This is a genomic window from Streptomyces sp. NPDC088387 (genome assembly GCF_044753385.1).
In the GTDB taxonomy this organism is placed as follows: domain Bacteria; phylum Actinomycetota; class Actinomycetes; order Streptomycetales; family Streptomycetaceae; genus Streptomyces.
The window spans coordinates 138223-163116 of the sequence record NZ_JBIVNC010000008.1 but is presented as its reverse complement, the minus strand read 5'-3'; the positions used below and the strand labels follow the sequence as shown (position 1 = coordinate 163116).

Annotated in this window: 20 protein-coding genes; 11 read left to right on the top strand and 9 right to left on the bottom strand. The window is 71.8% G+C overall.

The features are described from left to right. Positions 1 to 3 precede the first annotated feature (3 nt). Entirely contained in the window at positions 4 to 2019 is a 2016-nt protein-coding gene (locus ACIQAC_RS22510; RefSeq protein WP_402193628.1) for an FAD-dependent oxidoreductase, read from the top strand. 28 nt (positions 2020 to 2047) lie between these two features. Beyond that, positions 2048 to 2587, top strand: coding sequence for a PadR family transcriptional regulator (locus ACIQAC_RS22505; protein ID WP_402193626.1), 540 nt, complete (start codon positions 2048 to 2050; stop codon positions 2585 to 2587). A 30-nt stretch (positions 2588 to 2617) separates the two neighbouring features. Here the strand turns inward: ACIQAC_RS22505 and ACIQAC_RS22500 are convergent, their stop codons facing one another. Together ACIQAC_RS22500 and ACIQAC_RS22495 are read right to left on the bottom strand one after the other, a co-directional pair. Continuing rightward, the gene (locus ACIQAC_RS22500) at positions 2618 to 3154 is read right to left on the bottom strand and encodes a hypothetical protein (RefSeq protein WP_402193624.1); all 537 of its coding nucleotides are present in this window, start codon (positions 3152 to 3154) and stop codon (positions 2618 to 2620) included. Between the two features lie 173 nt (positions 3155 to 3327). Next, positions 3328 to 4311: a fibronectin type III domain-containing protein gene (locus tag ACIQAC_RS22495; RefSeq protein WP_402193623.1), complete on the bottom strand. Its 984-nt coding sequence runs from the start codon at positions 4309 to 4311 to the stop codon at positions 3328 to 3330. A 377-nt stretch (positions 4312 to 4688) separates the two neighbouring features. On the opposite strand from ACIQAC_RS22495, the gene ACIQAC_RS22490 reads away from it, so the two are divergent. Then, on the top strand, positions 4689 to 5399 hold the full coding sequence (locus ACIQAC_RS22490) for a glycoside hydrolase family 75 protein (RefSeq protein ID WP_402193621.1): 711 nt from the start codon (positions 4689 to 4691) through the stop codon (positions 5397 to 5399). 48 nt (positions 5400 to 5447) lie between these two features. Here the strand turns inward: ACIQAC_RS22490 and ACIQAC_RS22485 are convergent, their stop codons facing one another. The 3 genes from ACIQAC_RS22485 to dhaK are packed head-to-tail and all read right to left on the bottom strand — an operon-like array spanning position 5448 to position 7489. Beyond that, positions 5448 to 5858: a PTS-dependent dihydroxyacetone kinase phosphotransferase subunit DhaM gene (locus ACIQAC_RS22485; protein WP_402193619.1), complete on the bottom strand. Its 411-nt coding sequence runs from the start codon at positions 5856 to 5858 to the stop codon at positions 5448 to 5450. Next, complete coding sequence (gene dhaL, locus ACIQAC_RS22480; protein ID WP_402193618.1) at positions 5851 to 6450, bottom strand: dihydroxyacetone kinase subunit DhaL; 600 nt, start codon at positions 6448 to 6450, stop codon at positions 5851 to 5853. The genes ACIQAC_RS22485 and dhaL overlap by 8 nt, the downstream gene beginning before the upstream one ends. 46 nt (positions 6451 to 6496) lie before the next feature. Continuing rightward, on the bottom strand, positions 6497 to 7489 hold the full coding sequence (gene dhaK / locus ACIQAC_RS22475) for a dihydroxyacetone kinase subunit DhaK (protein ID WP_402193617.1): 993 nt from the start codon (positions 7487 to 7489) through the stop codon (positions 6497 to 6499). A 275-nt stretch (positions 7490 to 7764) separates the two neighbouring features. On the opposite strand from dhaK, the gene ACIQAC_RS22470 reads away from it, so the two are divergent. Further along, positions 7765 to 9282, top strand: a complete 1518-nt coding sequence (locus tag ACIQAC_RS22470) for an MFS transporter (protein ID WP_402193615.1) — start codon at positions 7765 to 7767, stop codon at positions 9280 to 9282. Positions 9283 to 9412: 130 nt separating this feature from the next. Here ACIQAC_RS22470 and ACIQAC_RS22465 read toward each other — a convergent pair whose 3' ends face one another. Beyond that, positions 9413 to 9955 (bottom strand): type 1 glutamine amidotransferase domain-containing protein, encoded by a 543-nt coding sequence (locus ACIQAC_RS22465; RefSeq protein WP_402193614.1) that lies wholly within the window; start codon positions 9953 to 9955, stop codon positions 9413 to 9415. Between the two features lie 35 nt (positions 9956 to 9990). Then, a complete protein-coding gene (ligD, locus tag ACIQAC_RS22460) occupies positions 9991 to 10899 on the bottom strand; it encodes a non-homologous end-joining DNA ligase (RefSeq protein ID WP_402193612.1) in 909 nt (302 codons plus the stop codon). 309 nt (positions 10900 to 11208) lie between these two features. On the opposite strand from ligD, the gene ACIQAC_RS22455 reads away from it, so the two are divergent. Continuing rightward, entirely contained in the window at positions 11209 to 11385 is a 177-nt protein-coding gene (locus tag ACIQAC_RS22455) for a hypothetical protein (RefSeq protein ID WP_402193610.1), read from the top strand. A 78-nt stretch (positions 11386 to 11463) separates the two neighbouring features. On the opposite strand, the gene ACIQAC_RS22450 is transcribed toward ACIQAC_RS22455, so the two are convergent. Then, positions 11464 to 12537, bottom strand: coding sequence for a hemin ABC transporter substrate-binding protein (locus ACIQAC_RS22450; RefSeq protein WP_402193609.1), 1074 nt, complete (start codon positions 12535 to 12537; stop codon positions 11464 to 11466). Between the two features lie 85 nt (positions 12538 to 12622). Between ACIQAC_RS22450 and ACIQAC_RS22445 the strand changes: the two genes are divergently transcribed. From ACIQAC_RS22445 to ACIQAC_RS22425, 5 genes are all read left to right on the top strand, one after another. After that, positions 12623 to 13450 (top strand): hypothetical protein, encoded by an 828-nt coding sequence (locus tag ACIQAC_RS22445; RefSeq protein ID WP_402193608.1) that lies wholly within the window; start codon positions 12623 to 12625, stop codon positions 13448 to 13450. Between the two features lie 64 nt (positions 13451 to 13514). Then, positions 13515 to 14453, top strand: coding sequence for an HtaA domain-containing protein (locus ACIQAC_RS22440; RefSeq protein ID WP_402193606.1), 939 nt, complete (start codon positions 13515 to 13517; stop codon positions 14451 to 14453). A gap of 182 nt (positions 14454 to 14635) precedes the next feature. Next, the gene (locus tag ACIQAC_RS22435; protein ID WP_402193604.1) at positions 14636 to 15172 is read left to right on the top strand and encodes a hypothetical protein; all 537 of its coding nucleotides are present in this window, start codon (positions 14636 to 14638) and stop codon (positions 15170 to 15172) included. A gap of 87 nt (positions 15173 to 15259) precedes the next feature. Then, on the top strand, positions 15260 to 15796 hold the full coding sequence (locus ACIQAC_RS22430) for a hypothetical protein (RefSeq protein ID WP_402193602.1): 537 nt from the start codon (positions 15260 to 15262) through the stop codon (positions 15794 to 15796). A gap of 88 nt (positions 15797 to 15884) precedes the next feature. Then, entirely contained in the window at positions 15885 to 18506 is a 2622-nt protein-coding gene (locus tag ACIQAC_RS22425; RefSeq protein ID WP_402193601.1) for an immunoglobulin I-set domain protein, read from the top strand. A gap of 97 nt (positions 18507 to 18603) precedes the next feature. On the opposite strand, the gene ACIQAC_RS22420 is transcribed toward ACIQAC_RS22425, so the two are convergent. Further along, positions 18604 to 22011 carry a CARDB domain-containing protein gene (locus tag ACIQAC_RS22420; RefSeq protein WP_402193599.1) on the bottom strand — a complete coding sequence of 1136 codons (3408 nt, stop codon included), beginning with the start codon at positions 22009 to 22011 and terminating at the stop codon, positions 18604 to 18606. A 372-nt stretch (positions 22012 to 22383) separates the two neighbouring features. Between ACIQAC_RS22420 and ACIQAC_RS22415 the strand changes: the two genes are divergently transcribed. Next, entirely contained in the window at positions 22384 to 24768 is a 2385-nt protein-coding gene (locus tag ACIQAC_RS22415; RefSeq protein WP_402193597.1) for a phosphoketolase, read from the top strand. Positions 24769 to 24894 lie beyond the last annotated feature (126 nt).

Sequence of the window (24894 nt, the reverse complement as noted above, 5' to 3'; positions counted from 1 at the left end):
CCGATGAGCCGTTACCCGCACCTGATGTCCCCGCTGGACCTGGGCTTCACCACCCTGCCCAACCGGGTCCTCATGGGCTCGATGCACGTCGGACTGGAGGAGGCCGAGGGCGGGTTCGCCCGTATGGCGGCCTTCTACGCCGCCCGCGCCCGCGGGGGAGTGGGCCTCATCGTCACCGGCGGTATCGCCCCCAATGACGAGGGGCGGCCCTACGAGGGCGGCGCCAGGCTCACCACCGACGCCGAGGCGGAGCAGCACCGCGAGGTCACCGAGGCCGTGCACCGCGAGGGCGGCCGGATCGCCCTCCAGATCCTGCACTTCGGCCGGTATGCCTACCACCGGGACCTGGTCGCGCCCAGCCCGCTCCAGGCCCCGATCAGCCCCTTCGTGCCCCGCGAACTGACCGACGCCGAGGTCGAGCGGACCATCGACGACTATGTGCGCACCGCCCGGCTGGCCCGGCAGGCCGGCTACGACGGTGTCGAGATCATGGGCTCCGAGGGCTACCTCATCAACGAGTTCATCGCCGCGCAGACCAACCACCGCACCGACCGCTGGGGCGGCCCGTACGAGAACCGGATGCGGTTCCCCGTCGAGATCGTCCGGCGGGTCCGCGAGGCGGTGGGCGAGGACTTCGTCGTCATCTACCGGCTGTCCATGCTGGACCTGGTGCCCGGGGGCTCCACCCTCGACGAGGTCATCACCCTCGCGAAGGCCGTCGGGGCCGCCGGGGCGACGATCATCAACACCGGTATCGGCTGGCACGAGGCGCGCATCCCGACCATCGCCACCTCGGTGCCGCGCGGCGCCTACACCTGGGTCACCAAGCGGCTGATGGGCGAGGTGTCCGTGCCGCTCGTCACCACCAACCGCATCAACACCCCCGACCTGGCCGAGGAGTTGCTCGCCGGCGGTCATGCCGACATGGTCTCCGTGGCCCGTCCGATGCTGGCCGACCCCGACTTCGTCGCGAAGGCCGCCGCCGGGACACCGGAGGCGATCAACACCTGCATCGGCTGCAACCAGGCCTGCCTGGACCACACCTTCAGCGGGCAGATCACCTCTTGCCTGGTCAACCCGCGAGCCTGCCACGAGACCGAGCTGGTCCTGTCCCCGACCCGGCACCGCAAGCGGATCGCGGTCGTCGGCGCCGGCCCCGCGGGGCTCGCCTGCGCGGTGAGCGCCGCCGAACGAGGCCACGCCGTCACCCTCTTCGACGCCGCGAGCGAGATCGGCGGCCAGCTCAACGTGGCCCGGAAGGTCCCCGGCAAGCAGGAGTTCGACGAGACCCTGCGCTACTTCCGCCACCAGCTGGACTCCCACGGTGTGGACGTACGCCTCGACACCCGCGTCACCGCGGCCGACCTGTCCGGCTACGACGACGTGGTCGTCGCGACCGGCGTCTCCCCGCGCACCCCCGAGATCCCCGGCGTCGACCACCCGAGCGTCGTGGGCTACCTCGACGTGCTGCGCGACGCCGTGCCGGTCGGCGAGCGCGTGGCGATCCTCGGCGCCGGCGGTATCGGCTTCGACGTGGCCGAGTACCTCACCGACGGCGGCGACAGGACGAGCGAGGACCCGGCGGCGTACTTCCGCCAGTGGGGCGTCGACATGGCCTACGCGGGTCCCGGCGGACTCGCGGCACCCGAGCGCCCGGCCACGTCGCGCAGTGTCCATCTGCTCCAGCGCAAGACCACCAAGGTCGGCGCGGGCCTCGGCAAGACCACCGGCTGGATCCACCGCGCCGAACTGAAGCACCGCGGCGTCACCATGGTCCCCGGCGTGACCTACGACCGGATCGACGACGCCGGACTGCACATCACCGTCGGCGAGGAGAGCACGGTCCTGGAGGTCGACACCGTGGTGCTGTGCACGGGACAGGAACCGCGTCGCGGCCTGTACGAGGAACTGGTCGCCGCCGGGCACAACGCCCACCTCATCGGGGGCGCCGACGTGGCCGCCGAGCTGGACGCCAAGCGCGCGATCAAGCAGGGCACGGAACTCGCCGCGGCCCTGTGACCCCGGCGTCCGTCCCTAGGATGACCGCATGTCACTCCCGCACGCGATCCTCACCGCCCTGCTCGAAAGGCCGTCCTCGGGGCTGGAGCTGACCCGCCGCTTCGACCGGTCGATCGGCTACTTCTGGTCGGCGACGCACCAGCAGATCTATCGCGAGCTGGGAAAACTGGAGTCCGACGGGCTGATCCGGGCCCTGCCGTCCGAACAGCCCGTGCGCGGGCAGAAGAAGAGCTACGAGGTGCTGCCCGCGGGCCGCGCCGAACTGGCCCGCTGGACCGCCGCCGCCCAGGACCCCAAGCCGCTGCGGGACACCCTGCTGCTGCGGCTGCGCGCCTCCGCCGTGGTCGGCACGGCCGGCCTTGAGGCCGATCTGCGCCGCCATCTGGAGCTCCACCGGCAGCAGTTGGCGGAGTACGAGGAGATCGAGCGGCGTGACTTCCCGCCGGACAAGGACAGCGCGCAGGACCGGATCCAGCATCTGGTCCTGCGCGCCGGTATCGACCTGGAGACCTTCTGGACGGGCTGGCTCACCCACGCCCTGGAGGAAGTGGGACGACTGCCCCGGTAGGCCGGTGCGGTTGTCGGAGCCGGCCCGGTGTCAGAGCCGGTACGGCTTCGCCCTGCGGCGCAGGAACCAGCCCGCCGCGATGGCCCCGGTGCCCACGAGCACACCGCCCGCCACCAGCGTGAGCGTCCCGTAGTCCTTGCTGCCGCCGCCCACACCGCCCATGACACCGCGCGACGGGGAGGCCGTCGCGGAGATCGTGGGGGTGGAGGCCGCCGAGACGATCACGGACTGGGTGCCCGCGGTGTTCTGGTTGGAGCACATCACCACGACGGTGTACGTACCGGGGGTGACCTGCGACCAGGCCGAGGACTGGAGGTTGGAGGTGCCGGTGAGGGCCACCTGGCGGCCCTGGGCGAAGTTCGCCTGGCTGCTGTTGAGCAGCGAGGCGTTGCCCCAGCTGCCGTTCGTCTGGGTGCACGCACTGGTCGTGACCGAGACCGTGGAGCCCGAGGTGCTCACGGAGATCCCGTTGGCGGCTGCCGCCGGACCGCCGCCGGTCAGGGCGATGGGAAGGGCGGCGGCTGTCACGATCGGGCCGGAGCGCAGGATTTGCTGGGAGATGCGCATGGATCTGTCCTCCGGCGGCACGGTCGGCGGAACATCCTTGCGCCGCCGGGGTCGGGGAGTCGCCCGTGCGCCTCAGGGGCAGCCAATGCCGAGCCGGTGCGCGCCGCACTCCGGGAGCGCCCGACCAGGTGACGCGTTCCCCCGTCCGGGCCATCCGGGTCGCGGGATCACCGCTACCCCTTCTCGCCCGTGGTCACCGTCCGCTCGGCCGAGTAGCCGCCCCACGTCCCGTCCGGGAGCTTGGCGCGCAGGCGCACCTTGTGCGTCTCGCCGGACTCGCGGCTGATGTAGAAGCTGTAGGTCGCCCGGCCCTCGGGTGCGTTCCCGCCCCACACGAGTGTGGTGGCCGGCTGTCCGTCGAGCTGGATCTGGTACTCCGAGATCACCCCGTCGACCGGTGGCGGCATCCAGGACAGCTCGATGTTGAAGGCCCCGTCGGCGCGCACGGTGGTCGCGCGGAAGTCGGCCGGTGCGGTGTCCCGGCCGTCGTCGGCGCCGGGCGCGGTGGTCAGCGCCACGGCGTTCCCGGCGGGCGAGAGGTTGTCCGCCGCATCGCGCGCCCGGATCGTGAACGAGTAGCGCTGTCCCGGCCGCAGCCCGGTGACCACGGCCGCGGTCTGGTTCCCGCTCACACTGTGGATCTTCGTGTCGCCCTGGTAGATGTCGTACGACACCACGTCCTTGTTGTCCTTGGACGCGCCCCACGCCAGCTGGGCCGCCCGGTTCCCGGCCGCCCGGCCCGTGGTCTTCCCGGGGCGTGTGGGCGGCGAGTCGTCCGCCGCGACCGCGGCCGGGGTGGTCGCCTTGACCTGGCGGCTCGGCGCGCTCAGCCGGCCCTCGGCGTCCCGGGCCCGGACGGTGAAGACATAGGTGGTGGAGGGCTTCAGCCGGGTGACGTCCACCATGTGGTCGTCGGCGGGGACCTCGTCGACCTTGTCGCCGCCCCGGTAGACCTCGTACTCGGTGATCGGGGGGCTCGCCGACACCTGGTTCCACATGACGTGCACGCTGGTGGCGCTGCCGGCCTCGGCGGTGACGCCGGCCGGCGCGCCCGGTGGCCGCTCGCCGCCCGCGTCCTCCGTGGCGCCCAGGGCGCAGGAGGTGAGGGTCAGCAGCATGCCGCAGGTCAGCACGGCGGGAACGGTGGCTCGTCGCACGGCGCTGCCTCCCTGCACACGGCAATGGTCCGGACCAATCATGCGCGTGTGACGGGATCACATCAAGAGGGCGGGCGTGGGTGAGTGGCTCCGGGTGTGTGCGTGAGTACCGCCGGGCGTTACGTATGCTGAGGCTCTCGCGGCTGAACTCGCCTGGAGTGAGGGCGAGTTCATGTCCGTGGCGCGGGCCGCTGTCGTCGCTGTTCCCGCGCCGGCGCGGGCGGCCGGGGGCCGGAGCCGTCACGGGCTCGGGCCCCCGCCCCCGGTCGAACCCGCCGGACGTGTACCGTCCGGCCCACTTCGGTGGCCCCTTGATCAAAATGGGCATCAGATGATCTGAGTACCTGTCAGATACCCACCGGAGAGGCTCCCTCATCGTGCGTGTCCAGTCGCTGACGCTGGTCGTCGCGAGCGCCGCCCTGCTCGCCCCGACGACGACCCCCACCGCCGCCGCGCCCGGGTCGGCCCCACCCCGGCCGCAGGTGAGGCCGGTCCCGAGCGAGGGCGCCGTCCCCGCCGCGGACCTGCTCGCCCGGGTCCGCGACTGCGCCCCCGTGTCCAAGGGTCACTACCGCAGCGACGCCGGCGCCCGCGCCGACATCCCGGTCTGCGGCACGGACGACGCCGTGTTCTGGAAGGCGGACATGGACATCGACTGCGACGGCCGGCCGGGCACCCGCTGCAACGGCCGTACCGACCCGTACTTCTCGCAGCACACCGCCTACCAGCAGTCCGACGGGCGGGATCTCGACGCCGAGACACTGCCGTACATCGTGGTGCCGCTGCCGAGCCGGATCTGGGACCACGGCGACCACGGGGTACGGGCCGGGACCGTCGCGGCCGTGGTCTACGACGACCGGGTGCAGTACGCCGTCGTCGGCGACCGGGGCCCGAGCGGGATCATCGGCGAGGCGTCCTACGCCACCGCCGAGGCGCTGGGCATCGATCCGGACCCGCGCCGCGGCGGAACGGCCTCCGGCGTCACGTACATCGTCTTCAAGGACACCGTGGCCAACCCGATCGAGAGCCACGCCGCCGCGGTCGACGTGGGGGAGCGGGCGGCGCGCGCCTTCGTGGGCGGCGAGTGACGGGGCGGGCCGTCCCCCGGTGGTACGAGGGGCGGCCCGCCCATGGAGTCAGACCTTGCGGTACGTGTACGCGTCCGCCGCCGCCTCCTCCACCGCGGCGAGGTCGGCGCCGGCCGCCGCCGTCACGACCGCGGCCACCGCGCCCTCCACGAACGGCGCGTCCACCAGCCTTGTGCCGGCGGGGAGTTCGTCGCCCTCGGCGAGCAGCGCCTTCACCGTGAGCACGGCACTGCCGAGGTCGGTCAGGACCGCGACCCCGGCGCCGCCGTCCACGGACGCCGCCGCGGCGGCGATCAGTTCGGCGCTGGTGCCCAGGCCGCCGTCCTCGGTACCACCCGCGGACGCGACCCGCACCGCCGTACCGCCACCCGCGAGTGCCCTCGCCAACTCGGCCACCGACTCGGCCACTTGGGCGCTGTGCGACACCAGCACGATCCCCACCGGCTTCACGTCACTCACCGTGTGCCTCCGCCAGGGCCGTGATCAGCAGCGACGACGACGTGGCGCCCGGGTCCTGGTGGCCGATGCTGCGCTCGCCCAGATAACTCGCGCGGCCCTTGTGCGCCTGCAACGGCGTTGTCGCGAGGGCGCCCTGCTCGGCCGCCGTCCGGGCCGCGGCGAACGAGTCGCCCAGCGCGTCCACCGCCGGAAGCAGGGCGTCGATCATGGTCTTGTCGCCGGGCGCGGCACCACCCAGCGCCATCACCGCCTCCACACCCTCCCGCAGCGCCCGCGCGAACTCCTCCTCGCTCACCTCGGGCGCGTCGCCCAGCGCCTTCCCGGTGCGCCGCAGCAGCGTTCCGTACAGGGGCCCCGAGGCGCCGCCCACCTTCGAGATGAGCTGCTTGGCGGCGAGCAGCAGCACCGCGCCGGGGGTGTCCGGCGCCTCCTCGTCCAGCGCGGCGGCCACCGCGGTGAATCCGCGCCGCAGATTGCTGCCGTGGTCGGCGTCGCCGATCGGTGAGTCGAGGGCGGTGAGCCGGTCCGCCTCGCGGTCCACGGACGCGGCCGTGGCCGTCATCCAGCGGCGGAAGAAGTCGGCGTCGAGCACGGGATCTCCTTGCGTGGTAGGTACGTTGCCGCCTGCGCCGCCCGGGTCACACACCCCAGCGCAGCCCCGCCGTCCGCACCGGCGCGTCCCACAGCCGCAGCAGCTCCTCGTCGACCTGGCACAGCGTCACCGAGGCGCCCGCCATGTCGAGCGAGGTGACGTAGTTGCCGACCAGGGTGCGGGCGACGGGCACACCGCGCGCGACCAGGATCCGCTGCACCTCGGCGTTGAAGCCGTACAGCTCCAGGAGCGGGGTGGCACCCATGCCGTTGATCAGGGCCAGGACCGGGTTGCGCGGGGTCATGTCGGCCAGGATCGCGTTCACCGCGAACTCGGCGATCTCGCCGGAGGTCATCATCGCCCGCCGCTCGCGGCCGGGCTCGCCGTGGATGCCGACACCCAGCTCCAGCTCGCCGGCCGGCAGGTCGAAGGTGGGGCTGCCCTTGGCGGGGGTGCTACAGGCGCTGAGCGCGACACCGAAGCTGCGGGAGTTCTCGTTGACCTGCCGGGCGATCGCCTCGACCCGCTCCAGCGGCTGTCCCTCGTCGGCCGCGGCCCCCGCGATCTTCTCGACGAACAGGGTGGCGCCGGTGCCGCGGCGGCCCGCGGTGTAGAGGCTGTCGGTGACCGCGACGTCGTCGTTGACGAGCACCTTCGCGACCTGGATGCCCTCGTCCTCGGCGAGCTCGGCGGCCATGTCGAAGTTGAGCACGTCGCCCGTGTAGTTCTTCACGATGAACAGCACACCGGCCCCGCTGTCCACGGCCGCCGCGGCCCGCACCATCTGGTCGGGCACCGGCGAGGTGAAGACCTCACCGGGACAGGCGGCGGACAGCATCCCGGGACCCACGAAACCGCCGTGCAGCGGCTCGTGCCCGGATCCGCCGCCGGAGACCAGGGCGACCTTCCCGGCGACGGGAGCGTCCTTGCGGACGATCACGCGGTTCTCCACGTCGACGATCAACTCCGGGTGCGCGGCGGCCATCCCCCGCAGCGCGTCCGCGACCACGGTCTCCGGCACGTTGATGAGCATCTTCACGGGGTACCTCCTGGCGATCTCGTCATTGGGGCGCATTCCGCAGTATCGACCTTGTGTCCGTGAAGGTCACGCGGGCGGGGGCCGGTGAGCGCGTCCCGCCTGCACGGTGTTCCCGGCGGGCCGCAAACGGTTGAGTCCGGACCCGGAAAGTGACGCTGTTCACGTCGATACCGAAACGTTTGCGTTTCGCGGGTGAGGCGCCTAGCCTCGTCGTACGAAACGGTTTCGTTTCGCACCGTCGGCAGCTTGTTCCGTCCCACCCTGGAGTGCGCACCATGGCTCAGCCTCAGACAGAAGCGGCGCCACCTTCGCCGTCGCTCGACAAGAGCGGTACCCGGACCGACGCGGCCGGGCCCGATCGTCGCTGGTGGATCCTGGCCCTGGTCGGGCTCGCCCAGCTGATGGTGACGCTGGACGCCACCATCGTGAACATCGCGCTGCCGTCCGCCCAGGCGGACCTCGGCTTCTCCGACGGCGACCGCACCTGGATCGTCACCGCCTACTCGCTCGCCTTCGGCAGTCTGCTGCTGCTCGGCGGCCGGATCGCCGACCTGTTCGGACGCAAGCTCGCCTTCCTGGTGGGCGTCGGCGGCTTCGCCGTCGCCTCGGCCCTGGCGGGCGCCGCCTCCAGCTTCGAGATGCTGGTCGTGGGCCGCGCGCTCCAGGGTGTCTTCGGCGCACTGCTCGCGCCCGCCGCGCTCTCCCTGCTGACGACCACGTTCACGGACGCCAAGGAACGCGCGAAGGCGTTCGGCATCTTCGGCGCCATCGCCGGTTCCGGCGCGGCCGTGGGCCTGCTGCTCGGCGGATTCCTCACCGAGTACATGGACTGGCGCTGGACCCTCTACGTCAACCTCGCCCTGGCCGTCGTCCCGCTCGTCGGCGGCTGGATCCTGCTCAAGCGCGGCACCCGTGACGCCGGCGCCAAGCTCGACATCCCCGGCACCGTCCTGGTGACCGGCGGACTCTTCGCCGTCGTCTTCGGCTTCTCCCGCGCCGAGTCGCACGGCTGGGACTCCCCGCAGTCCTGGGGCTTCCTCGCCGCCGGCACCGTGCTGCTCGCCGCCTTCACCTGGTGGCAGACCAAGGCCTCGCACCCGCTGCTGCCGCTGCGTGTGCTGCTGGACCGCACCCGCGGCGCGTCCTTCGCGGTCATGCTGATCGTCAGCGCCGGAATGTTCGGTGTGTTCCTCTTCCTGACCTACTACCTCCAGCTGACCCTCGGCTTCTCCGCCGTCCAGACCGGCCTGGCGTTCCTGCCGATGGTCGCGGCCCTGATGGTCGCCGCCACGATGGCCACGAGCATCCTGCTCCCGCGGATCGGCCCGAAGATCGTGGTCGCGCTCGGCATGGCGCTCGGCGCCGTCGGCATGGCCTGGCTGACCGGCCTCGGCCTGGACAGCAGCTACGCCGCACACGTCCTGCCCCCGCTGCTGGTCCTCGGCGTCGGAATCGGCCTGGTGATGGCCTCGGGCATGAGCCTCGCCACCAGCGGCGTGGCCGCCGACGACGCCGGTGTCGCCTCGGCCTCCGTCAACACCATGCAGCAGGTCGGCGGCTCCATCGGTACGGCGCTGCTCAACACCCTCGCCGCCAGCGCCGCCACCTCCTACCTGGTGGGCAAGAACCCGGCCGACAAGCTGGTCCAGGCGCAGGCCCACCTGGAGTCGTACTCCACCGCCTACTGGTGGTCGGCGGGCTTCTTCGCGGCCGGCGCGGTGCTCGCCCTGCTGCTCTACCGGAACGGCGTCCCGGAGACCGACTCCAACGCCGCCCCCACGGTCCACATGTGAGCGGCATGTGGTGAACCGCGCCCGCCCGGGGACGGGGCGGGCGCGGTTCCGTGTCCGGGGCCGGGCTGATGGACGGGGCCCACGGGCGGGGCCTGTGGACGGCGCCCAGTTCCGGCCCTGTGGCCGGCGCTCAGCCCCGGGCGGCGGCGAACACGTCCAGGAAGGCCTCGCGGAACGCCTTCAGGTCGTCCGGCTTGCGGCTGGTGATCAGCTTGTTGGGCCCGTGGTCGCAGATCCGCACCTGTTCGTTGACCCAGGTGCCGCCCGCGTTGCGGATGTCGGTCCGCAGACTGGGCCACGACGTGAGGGTGCGGCCCCGGACCACGTCCGCCTCGACCAGGGTCCACGGCGCGTGACAGATCGCCGCGACTGGTCGGCCCTGCTCGAAGAAGGCCTTCACGAACGCCACGGCCCGCTCGTCCGTGCGCAGCAGATCCGGGTTGGCGACGCCGCCCGGCAGCACAAGCGCGCCGAACGTGTCGGCCGTCGCGGTGCCCACGACCTCGTCCACGGCGAACGTGTCCGCCTTGTCGAGATGGTTGAACGCCTGGATCTCGCCGGATTCCGTCGAGACCAGCACGGGCTCGTGGCCCGCCTCGGCGGCGGCCTGCCATGGATCGGTGAGCTCGATCTGCTCGACGCCTTCGGGTGCGGTGAGAAACGCGATGCGCATGGTGGTGCCTCGTCCTTCCGGTTACGGGGATTGCCCTACGTGGCGGAGGTGCCGGTGAGTTCGGCCAGCCGCTCCTGCGCCCTGGCCAGGGAGCGTCTGCTGCGGCCGAGCCCCTTCCACGGGTCGCCGTGTGTGTCGAGGCGCTCGGGAAGGGTGCGCAGGGTCCAGCTGCGCGGGCCCAGCTCCGGATCGTCGAGTTCGGCCCAGTCCAGGGGTGTGGCGACCGGGGCGTGCGGACGGGCCCGTACGGCATAGGGGGCGACGGAGGTCTGCGCGTAGGCGTTGCGCTGGACGTCCAGATAGAGCCGGTCCCGGCGCTTTTTCTTGCGGGGTTCGGTGGTGAGCCGGTCGTCATGGCGCCCGGCGAGCACGTCGGCGACGGCATGGGCGAAGTTCCGTACGGTGTCGAAGTCCGGGCCCCGCTCCAGCGGCACCAGCAGATGCAGCCCGCGCGATCCGGTGGTCATCAGGGCGGGGCGCAGGCCGAGTTCGGTGAGCAGCTCGCGCAGTGTGCGGGCCGTCCACCGGACGGTCTCGAAAGCGTCCTCGACGTCCGCCGGGTCGAGGTCGAAGACCAGCCGGTCGGGGCGGTCGAGGTCGTCGGCGGGGCTCAGCCACGGATGCGGTGTGAGACAGGCCTGGTTGGCGAGATATACGAGGGTGGCCGTGTCGTCGCAGACCACCATGGTGAGGCTGCCGCCCTCCTTGGCCACCTCGACGGTACGGATCCAGTCGGGGAAGTGGCCCGGAACGTCCTTGTGGTAGAAGGACCTTCCCAGATAGCCGTCGGGGTAGCGCTCCATCACCAGCGGCCGGTCCCTGATGTGCGTGAGCATCGGCCGGGCCACGGTCCGGTAGTAGTCGATCAGCTCGGCCTTGGTGATGCCGTCCTCGGGGAACATCTCCTTGTCGGGATGCGACACCGCCACGGTCCGCCCACCCACCCGGACCCCGTCCTTCGCACGGCCGTCGATCGGTTCCGGTGTCCGCCCGCTGGGGCGTCCGCCGTGGTGATTCTCCGGCGCGCGACCGGACGCGGCCTTGGGGGTCCTACCGCTGCTACCAGCCATGGCGCCCGGGTTCCCGGGACGATCGGGGGCAAACGGCCCTCCGGCAGCCGGGCGGGGCTGTGGCCACCGGCTGTTTACCGGCCGCGCCGGAGGGGACCCGTCGGCGAAGGCGCCGCCCCCAGCCGTCCGGTGACGGAACCGGACCGAGGCGGTGCCTGCCGACTCAGAAGGAAGATGTTTGCGGTGACCGAGAACAGCGGCGGGAAAGTCGTCGGCCGACGCCCCGAGACGGGCTGGTCGAAGGCCAGGAGACTGCGCGGAGAGGGCATACGCACCTGTCTGCCGGCCGTGCGGGGACAGGAGCCGGCGCCCCTCGCGCAGACGGGCGCGGAGGAGAACATCGTCCGGGGCGAGGACTGACAGGCCAGGACCGGACCGGGCTGAACGGTGAACCGTCGTCGGCCGCCCCGCCCCGTGCGCGGCGGCCGGTGACGCCCGTCAGGTCTTGTGCAGTCCCGCCACCAGGATGTCGATGACCAGGGGGGTCCGCGGCCCGAAGCCGAGGAGCACACCGTCCTCCAGGGTGACGACCCGGCGGTCCATCCCGGCCGGGGTCTCGCGGATGCCCGGGATCTCCACCAGCCCGTCGATGCCCCCGACCGATTCGAGCCCCTTGCTCATCATCAGGATCACATCGGGCTGTGCCTTGACCAGGGCCTCGCTGGTGAGCGGGGTGAACGGCTTGTCCAGGCCTGCCTCCACACCCGCGTCCACCGCGCCCGCCGCCGCGATCAGGGAGTCCGCGCCGGACCCCTTGCCACCCATCAGGTACACGGCCGCGCTGCCCCGCATGTAGAGGAACGCCACCTTGGGCCGGCTGCCGTCGGGCACCGCGGCACGGGCCGCGTCGAGTTCCCCGGCGATACGGGAGTTGAGGGCCTTGCCCGCCGCCGGCACACCGAGTGCCTCGGCGACCCGGGTGGTGCGGGTGGCGACGTCGGCGAGTTCGGTGGCCGGGTCCAGGACGACCACGGGCACCCCCGCGTCGCGGATCTGGTCGATCGCCTCCTGCGGACCCGTGTCGGTGTCGGCGAGGACGACGGTCGGCCGCAGCGAGAGCACACTCTCGGCGCTGACGTCGTGCGCCTTGGTGACCTGGGGCAGCTTCGCCGCCTCCTTGAAGGTGGCGGTGATGTCCCGGCCGACGACCCGGTCGCCGAGACCGAGGGTGAAGACGATCTCCGCCACACCGCCGTTGAGCGGCAGGATCCGTGAGGCGTCCTCGACGGTCACCTCACGCCCGTCGGACGAGTCGACGGTGACCGGCAGCTCCGGCACCGGCGCCTTGCCCTCCAGCGGGACGAGGGTGTTCGCGTCGAGCCGCTTCTGCGCCGCCGAGGCCCGCTCACCGGCCCCCATGACGGACGTACCGGATCCGGCCTCCGACGCGCTGTCCGACCCCGACCCCGATCCGGCACCGCCGCAGGCCCCGGTCAGCAGCGCCAGGGCAAGGGCGAGGGCGGCAAGTCCGCGCCCCCGTGCGGGTCGTTGGGTCGGTCGGGCAGCTCTCATTTCTCGGCCTTTCCTCTGCGCTGGTACTCGATGGAACACTAGTTTAGGTTAGGCTGGCCTAAGTTTCCCGAGGTGGGGGTGTTTCATGTCATCGGCAAGGGGCCTGCGCGCCAAGCGAGTTGGCTGGGCCGGCGTGGTCACGGTCGCGGCGGCACTGGCGCTGGGGGTGCCGTCACCGGCGGTCGCGGCAGGAGGCTCGGCGACCGGCCCCGAGGGACAGAAACTCACCGTGTCCAAGAACGCGGGCCTGAACGCGGCGGGCGAGACGGTGACCGTGTCGGGCACCGGCTACAACACGGAGAAGGGCATCTACGTCGCGTTCTGCGTGGACAACGGTGCCGGCAAGACGCCGACTCCCTGCGTCGGCGGCGTCGACATGTCCGGTGAGTCCGGAGCGTCCGTCTGGGTGTCCTCGAACCCGCCGTCTTACGGCGAGGGGCTGGCCAAAGCCTATGGCGGCAGCGCCCACAACGGCACGTTCTCCGTGCGGCTCAAGGTCCGCGCCAAGGACGCCAACACGGACTGCACCAAGTCCGGCGTGAAGTGCGCGGTCATCACACGCAACGACCACACGCGCGGCGGCGACCAGACCCAGACGGTCCGTATCCCGGTGACGTTCGGCTCGGGCGCCGGCTCGTCGTCCAGCGACGGCGGGGCGTCCGCGACGCCGTCGGCGACCGAGAGCGCGGCGACCACGGGCGGCGGTACGGCGACCGGCACAAGCGAGTCGGGCTCGGACGCGAACGGGCCGCTGGCCAGCACCGGTTCGGACGTCGCGATGCCGCTGGGGCTCACCGCGGCCGGGCTGGTCGTGGCCGGCGCCGCGACCTGGGCCGTGGCGCGCCGACGCCGGTCGGCCGGCGGCGCGTCGGGCGAGGGTGCGTCGGGCGGGGGTGCGTCGACCGGCGGCTGAGGGCCCCGGTCGTCTGCCGCGCGCGGTCATGTTCTTCGAGGGGAAGGTCCGAGGGAGGGTGGGAATGACGGCGAGGAAGAGGCCTGCCGCCGCACTGGTGGTGGCGGGCGGCGCCGTGCTCGCACTGCTCGCGCCGGGTGCGGCGACCGCACGGGCGGGCGAGGTGTCCGGGGGGTACGTCGGGTGGGCGACCGGCGCACTGGCCGGGAGCGGGCTGACGCTGGAGGGTGACAGCGGGTCGGCCGGGCGCGCCTGGTTCCGTGCCGAGTCCGGCGCGGTGGACGCCGGCACCGGTGACGCGGACGTACGGCTCGCCGGCGCGGCACGTCTCGCGACGACCGGGGAACCGGCGGACCAACTGCTCCTGGACGAGCTGCGGCTCGGTCTGGACGAGGGGACCGGGGCGCTGTACGTCCGCCAACCGGGCGCCGGGAAAGCCGAGTTCGCCTTCGCCGAGGTGACGTCGGGCACCGCCGAAGCCGTCGTACGGGACACCGGGGCGACCTGGACCGGGCTGCGTGCGTCGCTGACGGAGGAGGGCGCGCGGCTGCTGTCGGACTGGAGCGGCCGGGAGTTCACCGAGGGTGAGGCGCTCGGTGTGCTCGACCTGACGGTCGGCACCGGTGCCGGGACACCCGTACCGCCGGAGCGGAACCCGGCGCCGCGGCCGTCCACGAGCAAACCGCCCTCGGACGCGCCGGAGTCGGAGCCCGTGAGCACGCCGGACACCACCGGTCCGACGGCGACCGTCGCGTCGCCCGCGCTCACCGCGGGCGGCGAACAGACCGTCACCGGCGAGGGGTTCACCCCCGGCGAGACCGTGCTGGTCGCCATCGACGGGGACACCCGCTATCAGGCGGTGGCCGACGAACAGGGGCGCGTCGCGCGGGCGTTCCCTGTTTACGCCAACGCGCCGGCGGGCGAGCACACTGCGGAACTCTCCACCGTCACCGGTGAACACGGCGGCGCCGCCGTGCGGTTCGAGGTGCGCAGCCCGGACTGACCGGTGGACTTACGCGTACACCACAGCGAGGAGCGGGCCCATCGGGTCCGCTCCTCGGCATGCCCGAACCGCCCGGAGAAAACGGTGAGTTGGGATTTTTTGCAACCCATTGACAAGAATCCCGAGATCGTAATTAGGTTTGCCTTACCTAAGTTGGGGCCGTTTCCGAGAAAAGGATTCGTATGAGACCCGTCTCCGTCAGAACCGCCGCCCGTGCCGGCCTCGCCGTCGCCGCCTCCGCCGCGCTCACCCTGGGCCTCGCGGGCTCGGCCTCGGCCGCCACGTCGACCCGTACGATCACCGACGGCGGCACGACGTACAACCTGTCCGTGACCGCGCCGAACACGGCCGCGGCGGCGGGCCAGGTCATCACGGTCTCCGGTTCCGGATACAACACGGGCCAGGGCATCTACGTCGGCCTGTGCGTGGTCAACGGCGCCCCGGGCGCGAACAAGCCGTCCCCGTGCCTGGGCGGGCAGGACCAGTCCGGCTCGACCGGCGCCTCGCACTGGGTCAACCAGACCTTCGGCGGACTCTTCGCCAACAGCTCCAGGTTCGGCTCCGGCGGCACGTTCAACGTGAACATCTTCGTCAAGGCCACCCTCGACGACGGCAGCGTCTGCGGCGAGGACGTCACCTGTGCCGTGGTCACCCGTGCCGACCACTTCGACACGAACGACCGCAAGTACGACGTGCACGTCCCCATCACCTTCCAGTAGCCGCACGTGGTGCGGGCCGGCCCGTCCCGCCGGCCCGCACCGCCCCTTGCCGTGCTCCGCACCCCTTCACCGTGAAAGGCCCCCACCATGCGAGCTGTCTCCGCCCGTACCGCCGCCCGCGCCGGTCTCGCCGTCGCCGCGTCCGCCGCCCTGACCCTGGGCCTGGCCGGCTCGGCCTCGGCCGCCACGTCGACCCGTACGATCACCGACGGCGGCACGACGTACAACCTCTCCCTGACCGCCCCCAACACCGCAGCCGCCGCGGGCCAGGTCATCACGGTCTCCGGCTCCGGCTACAACACCGGGCAGGGCGTCTACGTGGCCCTGTGTGTCGTCAGCGGCGCCCCCGGCCAGAGCCAGCCGACCCCGTGCCTGGGCGGCCAGGACCAGACCGGCTCGACCGGCGCCTCGCACTGGGTGTCCAACCAGGGCGGCGGCACCGTCGCCAACAGCTCCCGCTTCGGGACCGGCGGCACCTTCAGCGTGAACATCTTCGTCAAGGCCACGCTGGCGGACGGCAGCATCTGCGGCGAGGACGTCACCTGCGCCGTCGTGACCCGCGCCGACCACACCGACACCGGCGACCGGAAGTACGACGTGCACGTCCCGATCAGCTTCCAGTAGTCCCCTCCGGCCGGGCACCCCGCATCGCGCGGTGCCCGGCCCTCGGTGTCCCCGGGGGAAGCCGGACGCAACCAGCCACGAGGAACCCATGACTGACGACACGACCGGCAGACCCCGTCCGGACGGCACGGCCCGAACCCGCCTCAGGCGCCCCGCGGCACTGCTCGGCTCCGCCGCGCTGATCGCCGCCGGAGCCACCGCGATGACCGTCGGCGCGCCCGCGCAGGCCGCGGACACACCGAGGACGGCGCACGGCAAGGACGGCCAGGAACTCACCGTCTCCGCCTCCGCCAACCTCGACCCGGCCGGCGAGACGCTCCGTGTCACCGGCGACGGCTACGACGCCACCAAGGGCATCTACGTCGCCGTGTGCAAGGACAACGGCGACAACCGCGTCCCCACGCCCTGTCTCGGCGGTGCCGACCAGACCGGCGGCAGCGGCTCGTCCAAGTGGATCGTCCCGCCGGGCGACCCCAACGAGGGCGAACTCACCGAGACCTACGGCGAGGGCGGCACGTTCGACGTCCGGATCGACGTCAAGGCGAAGGACGGCGGCCTCGACTGCACCCAGGTCGCCTGCTCGGTCGTCACCCGCGTCGACCACCGCGCCGCCGGTGACCGCTCCCAGGACGTGCGGATCCCCGTCACCTTCAAGGGCCAGCAGCCCGGCGGCGGTGACGGCGACGGCGTGGACGTGCCGGCCGGCACCGTCAGCTATGTGAAGTCCGCCGAGTACGGCACCGCCGGCCAGCCCAACGCGCTGCTGCTGCACCCCGACTCCGGGAAGCTGTACGTCGGTTCGAACAACGTCCCGGACACCGCCGACGTCAACGAGTCCGGGCTGTACGTCCTCGACCCCAAGGACGGCAGGGTCCTCAGCCACGTCGCGCAGGCGCCCAGCTCCACCGGCGCGCTCGCCCCGCGCAACGTGCAGCGGATCGTCGGCCCGCTGGCCGGCGACGGCGTCGTCTTCCAGTACCCGGTGCGCGGCATCGGCACCGCCAAGGACGGCGACACCGCCGCCAAGGGCGCCTGGCCCACCGGCGACCCCATCAGCGGGGTCGCGCCCGGCACCGACGCGTCCACGGCCTTCGTCTCCCAGGGCACGGCCCTCTCCGAGGTCGTGGTCGCCACCGGCGCCAAGAGCCGCACGGTCACCCTCGACGGCGTCGGTGTCCTCGGCGCCGACACCGCCCGCAAGACCCTCTGGGCCGCCGACCACACGACGAAGAAGCTCCGCCGGATCGACACCGCCGGCGATCTCGCGGTCACCGCCACCGCCGACCTCACCTCCGACCTGCTGACCTTCGTGACGGTGGACCCGGAGACCGGCAACGTCTGGGTCGGCAGCGGATACGACGTCCTCGTCTTCGACAAGGACGCCAAGCTGCTCAAGACGCTGACCGGCAAGGACCGACCCACCGCGATCGCCTTCGACAAGGCCACCAAGGACGCCTTTGTGCTGCGCGAGGACTACGGCAGCGCCGAGGACGGCGCCGACAACGTCGGCTCCCTCGACGTCGTCGACAGCGTCACCTTCGAGAAGGCCGCCGAGTCGCTCGCCCTGCCGGGCAGCCGGGCCGGCGCCTTCGCGGGCGTCGCCGTCACCCCGGGCGCGGGCACCGTCTTCCTCACCAACCAGGCCGAGAGCGAGGTCCTGCGGCTGGAACGCAGGATGTCCCCGAAGGTCACTCAGTCGCCGACGAACCAGACGGTGGCGCCCGGCGACGAGGTCACCCTGGTCGCGGCGGCCGAGGGCACCCCGGCGCCGACCGTGCGCTGGCAGGTCAGCCCGGACGGCGGACAGACCTGGTCGGGTGTCGAGGGCGCGACGGCGAACGCGTACAGCTTCACGGCCCAGCAGTCGCACGACGGCTACCGGTACCGGGCGGAGTTCACCAACGCGGCCGGTACGACCCGTACTTCGCCCGTCACCCTCACGGTCGAGGAGTCGTCGAACGGCGGCGGGGACGGTGGCGGCGACGGCGGTGACGACGAGCCCTCCGGCTCGAAGACGGTGACCGGCCCCGAGGGCCAGAAGCTCACCGTCACCCCGGTCAACCACCTCGCCGTCGAGGACCAGACGCTGACCGTCACCGGCTCCGGCTACGACGTCGACAAGGGCATCTACGTCGCCCTGTGCGTCGACAACGGCGCCGGTGAACTGCCCACACCGTGTATCGGCGGCGTCGACATGACCGGCGCGTCGCACACATCGGCGTGGATCTCCTCCAACCCGCCGGACTACGGCGAGGACCTGGCGATCCCGTACGGCGACGGCGGCACCTTCGAGGTCGAGCTGACCGTCGGGGCCAGGGACGAGTTCACCGACTGCTTCAAGGTGAAGTGTGTGCTCGCCACCCGCGCCGACCACACGCTGTCCGGCGACCGCTCGCAGGACGTCAAGGTGCCGGTCGCGTTCGTCGGCCAGGACCCCGTGGACACCGACCCGGGCAGCGGCGACAACTCCGGCGGTACCTCGACGGGCGGCGGTTCTGGCACGGGCGGTTCCAGCACCGGTGGTTCGACGGCCGGCGGCTCGGCCTCGGGCGCCGGCGGCACCACGGGGACGGCCGCCGGCTCCGGCGGCAGCCTCGCCTCCACCGGTGCCACCGTCGGCACCGCGGCCGGCCTCGCCGCACTGCTCACGGCCGCCGGCTGGGTTGTGCACCGCCGGGCCCGCGGACGGGCGACGGCGGCGGCCGAATAGGAACGTGAGGGCTCCCCGGCCGACCACGACTGGTCACAGGTCGCGGCCGGGGAGCCCTCACTCACTTGCTCACTCGCTCACTTGCTCGGCGCCGGGGTCAGCGCTTCTTCGCCGCACCCCCGTTCGCCGCCGCCTGCTGGTTGATCACGAACTGCGAGCCGGGTTCGACGAGGATGTTCCCGTCCCTCGAGTTGGTGATCGTCACGTTCGACAGCGTGGCGCTGCCGCGGGCCCCGCCCATGGCGAGGATCCCGGAACCGTTGTTGGACCTGTCGATCGTGACGTTGCTGATCTGGGCGGTCACGGTGCCGCCGCCGGTCTTGAACTGGATGCCGTCGTACGTGGAGTCGTGGATGTCGGTGTCACGGATCACCACCCCCGGGATGTTCACCCCTTGGGCGAACAGGGTGATGGCCCCGAACTCCTGGTCCTCGTTCCAGAACGCGCCGCCGGTTCTGTGCAGGGCGTTGTTGGCGATCAGCGTCTGCCCGGAGAAGGGCAGCGGATCGTGGTCGGTCGCCAGCATGATGCCCGGGTAGTTCATGGTGTCGCTGATCAGGTTGTTCTCGATGGTGTTGCCGTAGCCGCCGTAGACCGCGATGCCGTTGGCGCGCCAGGGCAGCTGGATGGTGTTGTTGCGGAAGTGGTTGTCGTGGGCGATGTCGACGGACTGGTCCTTGACGTACTTGTTCGCCCAGACGGCGAGCGCGTCGTCGCCGGTGTTGCGGAACGACGAGTTCTCGACCGATGAGTTGCGGGTGCCGTTGGTGAAGTTGATGCCGTCCGCGTAGGTGTTGCGGATCCGCATCCCGGAGAACTCCAGGCCGTCACCGGGGCCCCACAGTTCGGGGATGTTGTCGTAGTCGCGGCCGACCCACACACCCACGTTCGCGTGCTCGATCCACACGTTGCGGATCTGTGTGTTCTCGCCGAACCGCCCGTTGAGTCCGACGCCGCCCTCGGCGTTGCCGTCTCCGCCCCGGATGGTGCCGGAGCCGAAGATGGCGATGTCGGAGATCTTGGTGTTGTCGTCGATGTCGAAGCCGAAGTTGCCCTCGTGCGGGTGGTTGATGCCGCCCGCCTGGTGGGGCGGGGTCAGCGTGTAGAGCTGCGAGTGCCACATTCCGGCACCGCGGATGGTGACGTTGCTGATGCCGACCTGGTTGTACTGCCCGCGGTTGAGCGGGTCGTCGGTCAGGATCTTCTGCTCCTGGCGCCACTGGCCCGCCGGGATCCACACGCAGTCGATCTGCCCGTTCTGGTCGGCGGTGACGGCCCGCTGGATGGCGTCCGTGTCGTCGATGCCGTCGTTGGGCACGGCACCGTACTGGGTGATGGAGACACAGCCGGCCGGCTGTGCGGTGGGCGGGGCCACCTGCTCCAGGTCGACCAGGTCGACGATGTAGAAGGCGGCGCTGTCGTCGGCGTCGCGCTGGAGGCGGAAGGTGGTGCCCGCCGGGTAGGTCTGCGAGAGCAGCGCGTTCGACTCGTCGAAGAGCCGGCGTGCGTCGGTCTGCGGGGTGTTGGTGAGCCCCTCGGGTGTGTCGGTGTTGCCGTACAGCCAGCTGTGCTTGGACGAGAGGTTGATCTTGCGGACGAAGGTGCCGTTCGCGTAGAGGCTCAGGGTCGCCTCGCGGCCGCCACCGCCCGCCGCGTCCGGGATTGAGTTGCGTACGACGATCGAGTTGGCGGGGCTGGTGGACGTGAACTGCACGTACTGACCGGTGGAGTTGAGGCGCACCGACTCGCGGCCCGAGGACTCCGTGGCGAAGTTGGTGTGCCCGAAGGTCCGTGTCGCGTCCGCCGTCAGCAGGGTGCCGTTGTGGGTGCCGTCCTCCGCCTCGTACTCGACGTACGGCACGGCGGCGCCGCGGCCGACCACGATGGAGCGGGAGAAGACGTTGTTGTTCTCGTTGGTCTCCGTGACGACGTTGGTGGCGTCGGCGGTCGCGGTGAGCACGGTTCCGCCGCCGGTCGCGGTCCAGGTGCCGTTGATGGCGACCTGGGCGCTCGCGCCGGCCGCGATGCTGCCCGCGGTGCCGTTGAGGGTGCTGGAACCGGCGGAGACCCGGGTGACCGAGCCCGCGGGCACGGCGGTGGTGCCGCGGTTGTGCACGGTGACCGTGAACGACACGGAGGCGCCGGCCGCGGGACTGGCCGGGTTGGTGGTGATGCCCCGCACCTCCAGGTCCGGGCCCGGACTCTGGGTGACGTTCAGCCTGGTCGCCGCGGTGCGGCTGTTGTTGGTGTTGTCGAGTTCGGGCACGGTGTCCGTGGGGTCGACCACGGCGGAGACGGTGTAGCTGCCCTGGGGCCGCTTGCCCACGTTCACCGTGACGTCGGCGGTGGCGCCGATCGCGAGGGCGCCCACGGGGGCGCTGCCGGCGACCGTGCCGTCGATACTGACGTTGACGGTGGAGGCCGGCGAGGCGGCCGTGCCGGCGTTGCGCACGGTGGCGCGGACGGTGACGTTGTCCGCCTCACTGGGCGTGGCCGGGGTCCAGGTGAGGTCGTTGACCACGAGGTCGGGGGCGGGTGCCGCCGTGCCGATGACCTCGAACTCGGCGACCTGCGCGCCGTATCCGCTGGTGTTGCCGGTGATCCGCAGCTGGATGTCGGCGTAGCGGCCGGTGACCGGGATCGAGACCGCGTTGGAGTTCGAGCCGGGGTTGAAGGTGTAGTTGGCGGGCGCCTTGATGGAGGTGTAACTGCTCGCCCCCGCCGCGCGGGCCAGGACCTCGATGTTCTGCGTACGGGTGGCCCAGGCGCTGTCGGGGTTGAGCTTGACGTTCACCCCGGCGAGGTCGGCGTTGGCGCCGAGCTGGACCGTGAGCGTCGCCGGGAGGCCGTTGGACTCCCAGTAGCTGCCCAGCTGCCCGTCGTTGGCGTTGGCCGCGACGAACGAGTGGATGGTCGTCGACGCCTGGATCGCCTTGCCGCGGGCCAGGTTGGTGCCGTCCACCGGCGGATTGCCGGGGTCGGTGTCCGTGCCGTAGATCTCCAGCTCCGCCAACTGGGCCGCGTTCCAGCCGGAGTTGGCGGTCACGTTCACCCGCACGTAGCGCACGGTGCGGGCGGTGAAGTCGACCGTGACCGTGTTGGCGGAGGCCGGGTTGAAGCTGCGGGCGGCGGAGCCGGACAGCGCCGTGAAGTCGGTGCCGTTGGTGCTGCCCTCGACGGCGAGCGTCTGGGACCTGGTGCCCCAGGAGGCGGGCAGCTTGAGGGCGACCTGGTCGACCTCGACCTCACCGCCCAGGTCGACGCGGACCCACTGCGGGAACGACCCGTTCGGGCCCTCCCAGTAGGAGGCCTGGCTGCCGTCGGTGACGTTCACGGCGCCGTAGCCGCTGTTGGAGCCGCCGGCCGTGGCGGTCTTGCCCAGGGCGAGATTGGGGCCCGCGGCGGCGGGCGCCGCCGTGGCCGGTCCGGGTTGCAGGCCGAAGGCGACCAGACCGGCCAGGAGCAGGCCGGTGATCGTCCGTAGACCGAGTCTTTTCCGTCTCATGGCGTCCTCGTTCCATGGCGGGGGACGACGAAGGGGAGGGGCGCGCTCGTACGAATGTCCGGTATTGCCGGAGGGGAGTTATTGTTTTGCGTGAATCAGTCGCAAGTTTGCGGCTCGTGGCTGACAGATTTCTGTCCGGGCACCCTTTTGTCAATGGCATGGACACGGTGAACCCGGTCCCGTGAGGTCACGGAGGCGCCCGGCGGCCCCGCGGACGGCGGCGGACGCGGCGCGCGGGACAGGCACATCCGGGCGAGGGTGGGGGATACGGACGGCAGCGGCTCGACCGCCGTCCGCACCGGACGCCTGACCGGAGAGCGGTCAGGCGCCGGACCGGACGCCTGACCGTCGCCCGAACCGGAAGGGACCGTGATGTCCGCAGACCCGCAGCAGCGCCCCGAGCAGCTCACGGACGAGGAGGTGCGGAAGCTCGACGCGCACTGGCGCGCGGCGAACTACCTGTCCGTCGGCCAGATCTACCTCATGGCCAACCCGCTCCTGGAAGAACCGCTGCGCCCCGAGCACATCAAGCCGCGGCTGCTCGGCCACTGGGGCACCTCGCCCGGACTCAACCTCGTGTACACCCACCTCAACCGTGTGATCAAGGCCCGCGACCTGGACGCCCTGTGCGTATGGGGACCCGGGCACGGCGGGCCCGCGGTGGTCGCCAACTCCTGGCTGGAGGGCTCGTACACCCAGACGTACCCGGACATCACGCGGGACGCGGCGGGGATGGGCCGGCTGTTCAAGCAGTTCTCGTTCCCCGGCGGTGTGCCCAGCCATGTCGCGCCCGAGACGCCCGGCTCCATCCACGAGGGCGGCGAGCTCGGCTACTCGCTCTCCCACGCCTACGGCGCCGCCTTCGACAACCCGGACCTGCTGGTCGCCTGTGTCGTCGGCGACGGAGAGGCGGAGACCGGACCGCTGGCGACGTCCTGGCACTCCAACAAGTTCCTCGACCCGGTCCACGACGGCGCCGTCCTGCCGGTCCTGCACCTCAACGGCTACAAGATCGCCAACCCGGCGGTCCTCGCCCGGATCGACGAGCCCGAACTCGACGAACTCCTGCGCGGCTACGGCCACGCCCCCATCCACGTCTCCGGCGACGACCCCGCCGCCGTCCACCGCGAGCTGGCCGCGGCCATGGACCTCGCCCTCGACCGGATCGCCGCCATCCAGCGCGCCGCCCGCGAGGACGGATCCACCGAGCGCCCCCGCTGGCCGATGATCGTCCTGCGCACCCCCAAGGGATGGACCGGGCCGCGCGAGGTCGACGGCCTGCCGGTCGAGAACACCTGGCGCGCCCACCAGGTGCCGCTGTCCGCCGTCCGGGACAACGCCGAGCACCGCCGGCAACTGGAGGCCTGGCTGCGGTCGTACGGACCCGGCGACCTCTTCGACGCGGACGGCCGCCCCCACCCGGACGTCCTCGACTGCGTCCCGGAGGGCCCCCGCAGGCTCGGCGCCACCCCGCACGCCAACGGCGGACTCCTGCTGCGCGAACTCCCGCTGCCCGACCTCGACACCTACGCCGTCGAGGTCGGCAAACCGGGCGCCACCCTGCACGAACCCACCCGCGTCCTCGGCACGTTGCTCGAAGACGTGATGCGCGGCACCGCGGGCCGCCGGGACTTCCGGCTGGTCGGCCCCGACGAGACCGCCTCCAACCGGCTCGACGCCGTCTACTCCGCCAGCGGCAAGGCCTGGCAGGCGGAGCTCCTCGACGTCGACGAACACCTCGACCGGCACGGCCGGGTGATGGAGATCCTCTCCGAACACACCTGCCAGGGCTGGCTGGAGGGCTACCTCCTCACCGGCCGGCACGGGCTCTTCTCGTGCTACGAGGCGTTTGTGCACATCGTCGACTCCATGGTCAACCAGCACATCAAGTGGCTGCGCGTCACCCGCCGGCTGCCCTGGCGCGCCCCCATCGCCTCCCTCAACTACCTGCTCACCTCGCACGTGTGGCGCCAGGACCACAACGGCTTCTCCCACCAGGACCCCGGGTTCGTCGACCACATCCTCAACAAGAGCCCCGAGGCCGTGCGTGTCTACCTTCCGCCGGACGCCAACACCCTGCTCTCCGTGGCGGACCACGCGCTGCGCAGCCGGGACTACGTCAACGTGATCGTGGCGGGCAAACAGCCCTGCTTCGACTGGCTGTCCATGGACGAGGCCCGTGTGCACTGCGCCCGCGGCGCCGGCATCTGGGAGTGGGCGGGCACCGAGGACGGCACGCGCGAACCGGACGTGGTCCTCGCGTGCGCCGGGGACGTGCCCACCCAGGAGGTGATGGCGGCGGCGCAGCTCCTCCGCACCCACCTGCCCGACCTGGCGGTGCGGGTCGTGAACGTCGTCGACATCGCGCGGCTGCTGCCCGGCGACGAACACCCGCACGGGATGAGCGAGTTCGAGTACAACGGGCTGTTCACCGCCGACAAGCCGGTGATCTTCGCGTACCACGGCTACCCCTGGCTCATCCACCGCCTCGCCTACCGGCGGGAGGGCCACAACCAGCTGCACGTACGCGGCTACAAGGAGATCGGCACCACGACCACCCCGTTCGACATGGTCGTCCGCAACGACCTCGACCGCTACCGGCTCGTCATGGACGTCATCGACCGCGTCCCGGGCCTCGCCGTCCGCGCGGCGGGTGTCCGCCAGCGCATGGAGGACGCCCGCCTGCGCCACCACGACTGGATCCGCGAACACGGCACGGACCTCCCGGAGGTCGCCGACTGGACCTGGGACGGCTGAGGCCCCCCGGCGGGCCAGGGGCCCCGCCCGTACCGAGGGCGCACGGGCGGGGGCGGGCGGCGCAGGGGCGGGAGCGGGGGAGCCCGGCCCGTGCGCCCTGTCACGGCCCGGCGTATGGCACCTACA

Excerpts from the sequence above, each read along its gene's own strand:
- ACIQAC_RS22510 (WP_402193628.1), top strand. The coding sequence starts at position 4 with ATGAGCCGTTACCCGCACCTGATGTCCCCGCTGGACCTGGGCTTCACC.
- ACIQAC_RS22505 (WP_402193626.1), top strand. The coding sequence starts at position 2,048 with ATGTCACTCCCGCACGCGATCCTCACCGCCCTGCTCGAAAGGCCGTCC.
- ACIQAC_RS22500 (WP_402193624.1), bottom strand. The coding sequence starts at position 3,154 with ATGCGCATCTCCCAGCAAATCCTGCGCTCCGGCCCGATCGTGACAGCC.
- ACIQAC_RS22470 (WP_402193615.1), top strand. The coding sequence starts at position 7,765 with ATGGCTCAGCCTCAGACAGAAGCGGCGCCACCTTCGCCGTCGCTCGAC.
- ACIQAC_RS22465 (WP_402193614.1), bottom strand. The coding sequence starts at position 9,955 with ATGCGCATCGCGTTTCTCACCGCACCCGAAGGCGTCGAGCAGATCGAG.
- ACIQAC_RS22450 (WP_402193609.1), bottom strand. The coding sequence starts at position 12,537 with ATGAGAGCTGCCCGACCGACCCAACGACCCGCACGGGGGCGCGGACTT.
- ACIQAC_RS22445 (WP_402193608.1), top strand. The coding sequence starts at position 12,623 with ATGTCATCGGCAAGGGGCCTGCGCGCCAAGCGAGTTGGCTGGGCCGGC.
- ACIQAC_RS22440 (WP_402193606.1), top strand. The coding sequence starts at position 13,515 with ATGACGGCGAGGAAGAGGCCTGCCGCCGCACTGGTGGTGGCGGGCGGC.
- ACIQAC_RS22435 (WP_402193604.1), top strand. The coding sequence starts at position 14,636 with ATGAGACCCGTCTCCGTCAGAACCGCCGCCCGTGCCGGCCTCGCCGTC.
- ACIQAC_RS22430 (WP_402193602.1), top strand. The coding sequence starts at position 15,260 with ATGCGAGCTGTCTCCGCCCGTACCGCCGCCCGCGCCGGTCTCGCCGTC.
- ACIQAC_RS22425 (WP_402193601.1), top strand. The coding sequence starts at position 15,885 with ATGACTGACGACACGACCGGCAGACCCCGTCCGGACGGCACGGCCCGA.
- ACIQAC_RS22420 (WP_402193599.1), bottom strand. The coding sequence starts at position 22,011 with ATGAGACGGAAAAGACTCGGTCTACGGACGATCACCGGCCTGCTCCTG.
- ACIQAC_RS22415 (WP_402193597.1), top strand. The coding sequence starts at position 22,384 with ATGTCCGCAGACCCGCAGCAGCGCCCCGAGCAGCTCACGGACGAGGAG.